Raw genomic sequence first — 11,253 nt, 5'->3', positions numbered from 1 at the left:
TGAAGTGAACCCAAAAGTTTAGACAGCTTTTTTGATTAAGCGGCTTGAGTTCGGTATTGTACTGGGCTCAAGCCGTTAAGTTTTTGTTTGATTCTGTCATTATTGTAATAGTGAATATAATTGACAATATTCTTTTTAAGCGTTTCGATTGATGTAAATTTTTTCAGATGGAACATTTCAGATTTCAGAATGGCGAAGAAGCTTTCCATAGCTGCATTATCCAGGCAATTGCCTCTTCTTGACATGCTTTGCCTTATTCTTCTTTTTCGCAGCCTTTGTTGATACCCTTTCATTTGATATTGCCATCCTTGATCAGAATGGAGGATCGGTCTGGATTTTTCAGGCAACTTTTTTAGCGCCATTTCAAGCATATCCATAGTCTGATGGAACGTTGCCCGTTTCGATAAGGTGTAGCTGATTATCTCTCCATTGTAAAGGTCCATAATTGGCGATAAATACAACTTTTTACCTGACACATTGAACTCCGTTACATCGGTCACCCACTTTTGATTAGGCTTCCGGGCGTTAAAATCTCTATTCAGCAGATTCCGGGCAATTTTTCCTTGCTGCCCTTTATAAGATTTGTACTTCTTCCTTCTAACAAGGCTTTTTAGACCGCACTCTTTCATTAGTCTGGCAACACGTTTATGGTTGATATGCATCCCACTGCTCTTTAGAGCATCCGTTATTCGGCGATAACCATATCTACCCTTATGCTGACGATAAATAGCTATTATTGAAGTTTTAACGTGATTATCCTTATCAGGTTGTACCGATTTTTTCAAGTAATAGTAAAAAGTACTCCGTGCCATCCCCGCTACTTTCAGCAATATTTCCTGATCGTAGGACCGCCTTAATTCCTGGATGGCTTTTGCTGCCTGCCTTGTGCTTTGGCAGCTTTTTCCTGCTGAATTAAGGCGTCTAACTTTTTTAAAAATGCAAGCTCTGTGCGCAAATACTCGTTCTCTGCCTGCAAGGCAGCAAGCTTTTCCGCTTCGGGGTTAGACACTATTCTAGTGGTCTTTTTTTTCTTATTAGGCATTGCTGACTTTTTTCTACCTCTGTTTTCCATCAGTAAACCTCCTACTCCCTGGCTTTCATATATCTTTAACCAACGACCTACTACACTATCGTTAGCAATACCAAAGAGTGCTGATGTCTGCAATAAAGATAGGTGCTTTTTTAGCATATATTTTATAACCCGAACTTTAAACTCGCCCTCATAGCTGCCAGAGCGAAGCAACAACCCCTTCTTCCCAAACTGATTGTAAAGATTTACCCAGCGCTGAATACTCTTGTCGTTTCCTCCAATTTTACGTGCCGCAGAAGCCAGAGAGTCCTTACCAGAGATCACTGACTGTACTGCACCTATTTTTTGTTGATAACTGTATTTGATTCTTTTATTCATAAAAAATGTCCCCTAAAAGTGTCTAACTTTTAGGGGGCACTTCATCACTGGTCAGCTTTTTTTATGTGGATAAGATCCTGCTTATTTGAAAGTATATCTTATACCCACCTGGCTCTGCCAGCGGGCAGTTTGTAATCCGATGTCATCGATCTGGGCAACGGTTTTGTTTTTAGTAGCCGGACCTGTGTAGTTGAATTTCGGAGTAGTACCATCAGCTTCAAATCCAACGAAGTCAATCAGACCATAGTTGTTGTAGCTCATGCCGGCACGTGCAGTGTAAAGTCTGCCCCAATCCTTGTTGATCAGGTTACCGAGGTTGAAGATGTCGAAGGTCAGTTGCAGGGTATGTCTTACACCATTTTTCTGTTTGATGTAGAAGTCCTGTGCCAGGTGAAGGTCGAAGATGTTGGAGAACGGAGCTCTTACGCCGTTTCTTTCAACGTATTGACCTCTGCGGGATGACAGGTATTTATCGTTTTCGATAAAGCTGTTCAGTCTGTTCCATTGATCAGCAGCCGATACAGTGTTACCGCCGGCGTCTTTATAGTCTACGAGGTGGATTTCGCTCGCATCTCTGGGAATATACATGATGCTCAGACCAGCGTCGCCGGAGCCAGGCAGGTCTCTGGTAATGTTCTGGTTGCCGGCGTTGTCTCTGTAACCATAAGAGAAGCGGTCGCCATTCTGGCCGGTATAGAACAGGCTGACAGTAGTAGCCATGAAACCGGCATATTCCTTTTTATAAGATACGGACGCTACGATACGGGAACCAGCATCATAGATCGAGTAGGACATGTCAAGGTCATTTTTACCTCTTACATTAGGCATACGCCACTGGGAAGAGTTCTGAGATGACTGACCGTCGTTCAAACCTTTTGCACGGCTGAAAGTATAGGCAACATTGGCGCTCAGACCATTACGGAAGGCTTTCTGCAACTGGGCGGTAAAGCTATAAGTGTAACCTTTGCTGGTATTTTCAGCGTAGTAGACATTAGGATAAGCACCCAGGGTGTCAGTACCGATCTTTCTGTAGATAGGACGGTTGTCAGCACCGTTGCCGGTAACGGTTTGGTTGCCGTTCTTTACGTATGCCAGGTTGTAGTAGTTAACATTATTGAGGGTTTTGGTAAAGATACCTTCGAGGGTACCCACCATGCCCCAGGGCAGTTTTCTGTCAACAGCGAGGCTAGTCCTGAATACCTGCGGGAATTTGAAGTTTTTGGCAAACAGGTCGATCTGGCCGGAAGGTACGGCGGTGATAGAAGGCTGTTTGTCATAAGCCGGGTTGAACACAATCGGCTGGTTACCCGGAGCAGTTGGTTTTGTAGGATCGTATTTCACGTCCATTTCACCCAGGGTCACGCCATTGTTGTTGTAGATGCCACCTACCCATACAAACGGAATACGGCTGGTAAAGATACCTGCACCACCGCGGATCTGGGTTTTTTGGTCACCGGTAACATCCCAGTTAAAGGCGATACGGGGTGAAAGGAGGATTTTGCTGTCAGGTTTTACACCGGTTTTGGCGCCGTTCAGGTCCCAACCGGCAGCTTCCAGTTTAGGCAGTACATTTTCGTTGAAACCGGCATTTTCACGCGGTTTGTCGAGGAAGATAGGCAGGTCGGCACGCAGACCATAGGACAGTTTGAAGTTGTCGCTGATCTGGTAGTCGTCCTGAACGTACAAGCCGAGCTGCATGGCTTTTAATTTAGCGGCAGCTTTGGTGTCATCGCCGATGCCGTTATCAACAGCAGAGAAAGTACGCTGGAAACGGATCGGTGAATTATCGTTCAGAAAATCATTTACATTGGCGTAGGTATAAGCACCGAAGTTATTTCTGATGAATACGTTGTTCAGATTGTAGTATTCATTGCTGGTACCGATGGTGATGGTGTGTTTTCCTTTATACAGCTCAAAGTTGTCTGTCAGGGTGATCACATCCTGTTGCAGCAGGTTGGCTGCGGAGAATGCTTCAGAACCAAAACCAATAGATTCTTTGGTGATGAAAACGTTAGGGAAAGGGTTGCCCATCACTCCACGGTCGTCACGCACACGGTTTACACCGATCAGCAATGAGTTGGACGCTTTGTTACCGAACAGGCTTTTCAGCTCAGCGGTAGTAGCGTTGGTGGTAGAAGGGAAGTAAACGCCTCTGTTAGCATAAAAGATATTACGCTGGTTAGATACCGCCGGGCTGGTGCTTACACCTCTTGTGTACTGGTGACGGATGGTGAATTTGTGAACATTGTTGATGTTCCAGTCCAGGCGAATAAACAGTTTGGTACCATCCAGTTTGCGGATATTGCTTTCATATCCTCCTGGATCATAACCCAATTTCATCAGTTTGGTGCTGATGGCATCGAGTTGATCGCGACTGGCAGCATTTGCTTTCAGGCTCGCAGCATATGTGTCATAACCGAAGTTCTGTGGAGTTTCGTCTTTCTGGAATTCGGCGTTTACGAAGTAGAACAGTTTGTTTTTGATGATCGGACCGCCGATGCGCAGACCGTAAGTCTGGGAGGTGAAGTCCGGCAGTTTAGGACGGTCAGCACCTTTTACGTCGGTGGGTCTTTTACCGGCCAGGTCCTGGTTGCGGAAGAAATAGTAGGCAGAACCTTCTATGTTATTGGTACCGCTGCGGGTTACGGCATTGATGGAACCACCGGCGAAACCACCTTGTTTTACGTCAAACGGAGAAACGTTGATGTTGATCTGATCAATGATGTCCACGCTGAAAGGAGAAATACCGATCTGACCACCGTTAGCTCCGTTATCAGACAGACCAAATACGTCGTTTTGTACGGCGCCGTCTACGAAAATGGCATTGTAACGGCTGTTGGTACCGGCAATGGAGATACCATTGTTACCGTTACCGTCTTTTGTCAGCCTTGCCTGAGGTGTTAAACGGGCAAAGTCCGTATAGTTACGGCCAACGGTTGGCAGGGCTTCAATCTGAGAGCGGCTGATCACTGTTTGAGCACCTTTACGGTTCGGATCGAAAGCGTTGTTACGCTGTGCAACTACCTCTACTTGTTTGATTTCCCGGCTTTTGTCAGCCAGTTTAGCGTTCAGTTTAAATGTCTGGCCCAGTGCAAGCGAAATGTTGTCCTGGGAAAATTCGTTAAAGCCAATGTAGGAAATGGTCACTTTGTACGGACCACCTACGTTCATGTTTGGCAAACGGTAAAAGCCCTCGGCATCGGTGGTTGTACCATAACGGGTACCTGAGGGGAGGTGAACAGCCACTACTGTTGCACCGGGTAAACCAACATTGTCTGTACCGGTTACCTTACCGTTCATACCAGAGGTCGTAACCTGTGCATAGGTAAAGATCGTTGTGAGTAATAAGGATAAGGTAAAGAGTAATTTTTTAAATCCCATGATTAGAGAAGTTTGTTTCATGGCGCAAAGGTGCCGAAAAAGTTTGGGAAAATTTTAACGCGGAATTAACAAATTGTTAAGTCGTGAAAGATCATGTAAACCTCGATAAAATTTTTTGATATCTTAACAGGTTAATCCGTATTTGCAGGATGTTTGTTCAGGAATTTCAAAAAAAATTATGAATCCTCAAATCGGCCAATTTGCTAATGCATAAAAACGTTGTCCGGACTGAACTTTATTGGATATTAAGTTGTTACGCGTCATACTTATTGTGTTTATTTGTTATTTGTTAAAATCTGATTGTATAATTGTCAAATCGCCAGCCGGTTCCCTCGTTTTCGAACAGAATGTTTCCTTGCCCATTTCCCGCGTTTAAGTCGTAACTTTGCGCTCATTCAACATTGACCCGGAGGGATAATATATGTTAGATACAATAGCAGCAGCAATAGAAGATATCAAGAACGGCAAACTGGTAATCGTAGTAGATGATGAGGACCGCGAGAATGAAGGCGACTTTATCACCGCAGCGCGTAATGTTACGCCGGAGATCATCAACTTTATGAGCACACACGGCCGTGGACTGATCTGCGCACCCCTGGCAGAAGAACGCTGCGAAGAACTGGGACTGGAACTGATGGTGAGAGATAATACCGCCCTGCATCAGACACCTTTCACCGTATCGGTAGACCTGCGCGGCCATGGCTGCACTACCGGCATCTCCGCACACGACAGAGCCAAAACGGTACAAGCGCTGATCGATCCTAATATCAGACCGGAAGAGCTCGGTAAACCCGGACACATCTTCCCCTTAAAAGCCAAAACCGGCGGCGTCCTGCGCCGTGCCGGCCACACCGAAGCAACAATAGACCTGGCGCGACTGGCTGGCTTTGAGCCCGCCGGCGTACTGGTGGAAATCATGAACGAAGACGGCTCCATGGCCCGCCTGCCTCAGCTGCGGGAAATAGCCGACAAATTCGACCTCAAACTGATCTCCATCCAGGACCTCATCTCCTACATGCTCAGCACCGAAACACTGATCGAAGAAGGAGTAAGGGTACAAATGCCGACCAAATACGGTAACTTCGAACTGATCGCCTTCAAACAACTGAATTCCGGCGAAATCCACATGGCGCTCAAAAAAGGCGACTGGACCAAAGACGAACCGGTACTCGTACGCGTACACTCGTCCTGCGTAACCGGCGACATCCTCCACTCCCTGCGCTGCGACTGTGGCGAACAGCTGCACGCTGCCATGCAGATGGTGGAAAAAGAAGGAAAAGGCCTCATCCTCTATATGAACCAGGAAGGCCGCGGTATCGGTCTCATGAACAAACTCAAAGCCTATAAACTGCAGGAAGAAGGACTAGACACCGTCGAAGCCAACCTGGAGCTCGGCTTCAAAATGGATGAACGCGACTACGGCGTCGGCGCACAGATCCTGCGGCACCTGAACATCACGCAGCTCCGCCTCATCACCAACAACCCGCGTAAACGCGCAGGCCTCAGCGGCTACGGCCTCGAAGTGATCGAAAACGTACCCATCGAAATCAACCCCAACCCGCACAATGAAAATTACCTGCGGACAAAAAGGGACAAACTGGGCCACGAAATACTGAAAGGCTGATATAATATTGTATAGATAATACCGATCCCGGAGCAGACCGCTCCGGGATTTTTTGTTCCGGGACCCTGCCCCGGAATTATTTCTTTTCTGTAGAATCTTCTTTCGGCTTCAGTGCTGCAGCCCTGCGGAGTGAATCCATCAGCGGGGTACGGCTGCGGCGCTGATTATTGAACAGCTCCCCGAGACGATTGAACTCACGGATGTAGGAAATGCCCACACCGGATTTCGTACGGTTGTTGAGGTTATATACGTCGTAATCCGACTTACTGAAAGCATTGATACGGAAACGGCCGTCCGGTGTCAGCAGGTACTCGATCCGGAAGTCACCGGCAAAACGGTTGGCGTTGGCGGAGGTGGAAGACTTACCCCAGTCGTAATCACCGCCGGCATATAACCGGAAGCGGTTATTGAACAAGGTACTGGTAATACCGGCGCTCACCTGGTTACGGTCTACGGAACTGTTGTCGGCACTGCCACCAGGCCCGCCTACGTTATAGGCGCGATAGTTGACATTCACACCGATGCCGCTGCCTTTAAGCAGTGCGCCGGTAATATTGTTGAGGATAGCGGAAGCCTGAGCGGACAAAGCCTGTCCCACACTGTTCTTACCAGTGATGCCCACATTGGCGGCCGCATTGGTGGTGGCGTCGTCCGGCAGGAACTGGTTGAACAGCAACAGGCCATACATCTGCAGCAATGCTTTGTTCTGGTCGTTGTTGATCTCCTTCAGCTTGGCGGCCACACCACTTTCATAAGAAAGGCTACCCACGTCCGGCAGCTCAATGGTATAGGAGATGTCTGGTTTCATCAACGCCCCGCGCAGGTTGATCAGTACGTCCACCCGCTCGGTACGGGTTGCCAGCTTGTCATTGGAACTCACGGTGGCAGCCTGGCCCAGCAGGTTGTACAGGCTCACTTTGGGCAGTGAGTACTTCGCGGTAATATTCACCCTGGCTTCCTGGGGATCGCCATTCCACGTAATGGTACTGTTCTTTTCTATATCAAACTTCCAGCTGGTCAGGCGCTGGAAGGTGAAATTGTAAGACCCGTTGTTGATCTCATAGTTGCCAAACATACTAAAATCTCCTTCTGTATTGGCAATAATCTGGAGGTTGCCGCTGCCGTTGGCAGAGATAATATCCCCGGTGGTAGCGTCAAGGATCACATCTATCTGCGCATCCGGATTGGCGGCGATGTCCAGCTTCACGGTGAGCTTGGTATTGTCTTTCTTCCGCTTGTTCTCCTTGATCTCTGTACCATAACTTTTGAAGATGATATAATCGTATTTACCAATGTCTTTACTGTCAGACATCGGCAGGTAGAAATGGGTGCCCTTCAGCGGCCGCGCCAGGATATGCATCTGCATATCGTTGAGAGGGCCGGAGAAATAAACCTTCCCGTCTGCCAGCACATCTCCGTAAAACAGATCGCTGCTGGCGGACGTTGTGTTAAGGAACAGGAAATTACGGCCGGTAACATCGAAGTCGAAATTGAGCTTGTTGAAGTGATCATGGCTGATATAACCGCTGGCGCTGCCTTTGGTACCATATTTATCAATAACGGCGAAGTTGCCGAACTCTATCAGGTTGTCGTCGATATTGACATTGAGCCTTGGTATTTTATAACGGGTGCCCAGGTAATCCACGGTCACGGCCACAGTGTCCAGCTGGAGACTGCCCCGCATGGAAGGCAGGTCGGTAGTGCCGGTAATATTCACCTTGCCCGTCACGGCGCCGGTTAAATCGGAAACGTATCCTGTCAGGTATTTGCTCAGCAGGTTGATGGACATGGTATTGAAATCCACGGCGGCGTCAATATCCTTATTGGTAGCGGAAAGGCCGATTTTACCCTGTGCCTGGAAGTTCTTGCCCTCATTGTCGGATTTCACCAGGAAAGTGGCAGTGCCGGTACGGTGCAGATAAGTACCGTCTATATTTAGTGTGCCGATAGAGTCATTGTCTATCCGCAGCTCCCGGGTACGCAGCGCGGCAGTTACATCGAGGTCCTGCGTGGGATCGGTGATATGAATGGTGCCGTCGGTAATACCTTCAATACGGGTGGTGATCAGCTGTGAAGGAATAACATCGGGCAGATTCAGGTTTTTCAGTGTAACGATAAACCGCGATTCGTCCGGGTTAAATTCGTTGGTCTCCACCGTGATGCTCTGATCGTTGCGGGTTACCCGCAGGTTGTGTACGGTGAGAAAATCCTTGCTCCAGTATATTTCATTGCCGGGCGTTACGTTCCACTGCCGCTCGTTGACAGTAAAGGCGCTGTTGAGGAAATTCACTTTTACGCCCTGGTGAACGGTCACCACGCGGGCATAGAAACCATCCAGCGATGAGGTGTCCTGCGCCTGCAGGTCTACCTTGAGATAAGAGGTGTCATTACCGGAACTGGCCAGTATCAGCGGGTTTTGCAGGATGGTATTGTTGCCGGACAATACTTTGCTGATGCTGGTGCTGATATTGACTTTGTTGAAAGTTCCGTCTCCCTTTACCTGCAGCTCCTGTACCCTATAACCGAGATAACCGGCTTCCGGGATGTTAATATTGAGCGACAGGTTACCGCCGTTCATGGTATTAAGACCGCCCTGAACAGATGAGTTGTCGAAGCCGGTGAATTTATTGGTAAAGCCTTTCAGCAGTTTCTCCACTTCGCCGAACTGAAAGGCGAAAGTGAAGTTCTCCTGGATGTCCGCCCGCGTTGGCGCGAGGAAATAGCTGGGGTAGTATTTATACAACAACAGTTGGAAAGCGTCCGGCAGCTCCATCAATTTGTAGGAGCCTTTTACATAACCGCTTAACTCGCTGCCGTTCAGGCTTAATACTTTCTGGTTGTCCTGCATATGGGTGGCCACGCGGAGGGAATCGAACTCCAGCCGCCTGCCGTCTTTATATACAGACACTTCATGCATACGGGCGGTGCCGTCGAAGTTATCGATGTTGTTACCGGCGAAGTTCAGGTCCAGTTTGGCCTGCAGGGTAACGGAATCTTCCACGATATGCAACGCTTTCAGGTCCGCCTTGCGGAGGTCTGAGTGGAAATTGAATACCGGCAGCGCTTCGTTAAAATCAATGGTACCGGCAAAATCCATATCCAGGTTGGGGTCTTTGGATGCCAGTGAGCCATTAAAGAACTTACGGCTCATGGTGCCGTTGGTTTTGATATTGCGGTAGGTATAGCCAAACAGGCTGATTTCCTGTACATCGGCATCTACGCTGGCTTTCAATGTCTTGAAATTAAAACCGGCGCCGTCTACCTTGGCGTTGAGCGTGAGGGTAGACAGGTTGCTGTTGTCGAAGAGCGTGCCTACATCAAATCCGTTGCTGGTGAGGCTCCCGGAGTATACGGGCACGTCGCGGCTGGTTTTGAAGTTAAGGTCGGAGCTGAGTTTGCCCAGATTGGTCTGAAACTGGCCATAGGCCACAAAGTCATTGATAAAGCCGGTATAACTTCCCTGGAAACGGATGGAAGTCAGCTTGTCCATGCGGATGGCTTTCACTTCTTTGACGATCGGCATGATCTGCATGACATCTGCACCGGTGGTGACCAGTTCTTCTGTATGAAAGTCGATGAAGGTCTCATAAATATCGGGCAGGCCACGCATTTCAATGCTGCCTTTGAGGCGGGTGGTGGACCCTGCTTCCAGTTCTATCCCGGACGCTTTCAGGTTGCTCACAGGGCCACGGGCCTTACCGGTGAGCGTAATTTCTTTTTTCCAGGTGGAAAGGGGCGGCGCAAAAAAGGCAATATCGTCGGATGACAGCTTACAGTCTTTGAACCGCGCCTGCATGAACACATTGTTCACATAGTCGTTCATGTCACTGATATCTGAGTACTGCATGGTAAAGTAGTCGCCGATATGACTACGGTTCGTTTGCAGGTCCAGCCGGGAGAACTCCATTTCCACCGGAGACATTTTAAAGCGGCTGGTGAGTTTTTTCACTTCAAAGCCTGAACGTTCTTTGGTGCTGAGCGTCAGGTCGCCGATGATACTGTCTTTTACCAGGCTGGTATTGGTAAGGGACAGGTTGATCTCTCCAAAGCGGATCTGGTTGGGGGCGAAGTATCCCGGTTCCACCCTGGTGCTGTCGTCCGGCATATCTACGCCGAGCATGCCGTTGCGGATATGCAGTTCTTTCAGCAGCAGTTTCCAGTTGCCATAGTTCCAGCGAAGCTCGCCGGAAGCTGTGCTGTCCGGCACCGGGTTGCCTGTGAGCTGCGGCCGTTTATGCCGTAGCGGCGAAGAGGCGTAGCTGCTGATAATAAAGTACGGGTTGTCGAGAAACAACTCCTGTATATCGATGTTATGCCTTTGCAGGTCGAGGTTTTTGGCATCGAGAAAAATGCGTTTGGCGTAGCCGCGCATGTCTTCACCCACCCAGGCGTCGATCTGATTGATATGGATATTGCGGAGATCTATTTTTTTGAGGTCGAGGGAAATGCCTTTGGAAGGGGTTTGTGGCTGGGAGCGGGGAGGGCCGGAGAAAGCTTCTTCCAGAAAGTGGTAATTCCAGACAGAGTCATTGCGCGGCCGCAGCAGGTTCACCTGCGCATCTTCCAGTCCAACGAATTTGATAACGGGTTTGTCCTGAAAAAAGAACCAGTCAGTAATGCGCACTTGCAATTTACCCGCGTACAGGAGGGTGTCTTTGCGCTGATCCTCGATGAGTGCTCCCTCCAGCTGCATACTGTTGAACAGCCGTAACGTGACGCGGTTTATTTCGACCCGTGTGTGGAGCTGATCGGACAAACGTGATGTCACCTCCCTCACCAGCAGGTTCTGGACAGCAGGTATATTGATTAATACACCCACCAGAATGATCAGGCCTAACAA

At 48.6% G+C, this 11,253-nt stretch carries 5 protein-coding genes; 1 reads left to right on the top strand and 4 read right to left on the bottom strand.

Going from position 1 to position 11,253, the window contains the following annotated elements; translation table 11 throughout:
• Positions 1-35 precede the first annotated feature (35 nt).
• The 3 genes from B5D63_RS23785 to B5D63_RS23780 all read right to left on the bottom strand — a co-directional run bounded on the left by B5D63_RS23785 (position 36) and on the right by B5D63_RS23780 (position 4,789).
• Complete coding sequence (locus tag B5D63_RS23785) at positions 36-938, bottom strand: IS3 family transposase (protein WP_143313049.1); 903 nt, start codon at positions 936-938, stop codon at positions 36-38.
• On the bottom strand, positions 854-1,408 hold the full coding sequence (locus tag B5D63_RS34750) for a helix-turn-helix domain-containing protein (RefSeq protein ID WP_143313048.1): 555 nt from the start codon (positions 1,406-1,408) through the stop codon (positions 854-856). The genes B5D63_RS23785 and B5D63_RS34750 overlap by 85 nt, the downstream gene beginning before the upstream one ends.
• 81 nt (positions 1,409-1,489) lie before the next feature.
• Complete coding sequence (locus tag B5D63_RS23780) at positions 1,490-4,789, bottom strand: TonB-dependent receptor (RefSeq protein WP_200817078.1); 3,300 nt, start codon at positions 4,787-4,789, stop codon at positions 1,490-1,492.
• A gap of 421 nt (positions 4,790-5,210) precedes the next feature.
• Here B5D63_RS23780 and B5D63_RS23775 point away from each other — a divergent pair, with 421 nt between their 5' ends.
• Positions 5,211-6,413, top strand: coding sequence for a bifunctional 3,4-dihydroxy-2-butanone-4-phosphate synthase/GTP cyclohydrolase II (locus tag B5D63_RS23775; protein ID WP_078671321.1), 1,203 nt, complete (start codon positions 5,211-5,213; stop codon positions 6,411-6,413).
• A 76-nt stretch (positions 6,414-6,489) separates the two neighbouring features.
• Here B5D63_RS23775 and B5D63_RS23770 read toward each other — a convergent pair whose 3' ends face one another.
• Positions 6,490-11,253 (bottom strand): translocation/assembly module TamB domain-containing protein, encoded by a 4,764-nt coding sequence (locus tag B5D63_RS23770; RefSeq protein ID WP_078671320.1) that lies wholly within the window; start codon positions 11,251-11,253, stop codon positions 6,490-6,492.

Source organism: Chitinophaga eiseniae (genome assembly GCF_900167135.1).
In the GTDB taxonomy this organism is placed as follows: Bacteria; Bacteroidota; Bacteroidia; order Chitinophagales; family Chitinophagaceae; genus Chitinophaga; species Chitinophaga eiseniae.
The sequence above is the reverse complement of the archived record's forward strand: the minus strand, read 5'-3'. Positions and strand labels throughout refer to the sequence as shown.

Bases quoted from the DNA above. Each gene is read 5' to 3' on its own strand.
- B5D63_RS34750 (WP_143313048.1), bottom strand. From the start codon at position 1,408: ATGAATAAAAGAATCAAATACAGTTATCAACAAAAAATAGGTGCAGTA.
- B5D63_RS23780 (WP_200817078.1), bottom strand. From the start codon at position 4,789: ATGGGATTTAAAAAATTACTCTTTACCTTATCCTTATTACTCACAACG.
- B5D63_RS23775 (WP_078671321.1), top strand. From the start codon at position 5,211: ATGTTAGATACAATAGCAGCAGCAATAGAAGATATCAAGAACGGCAAA.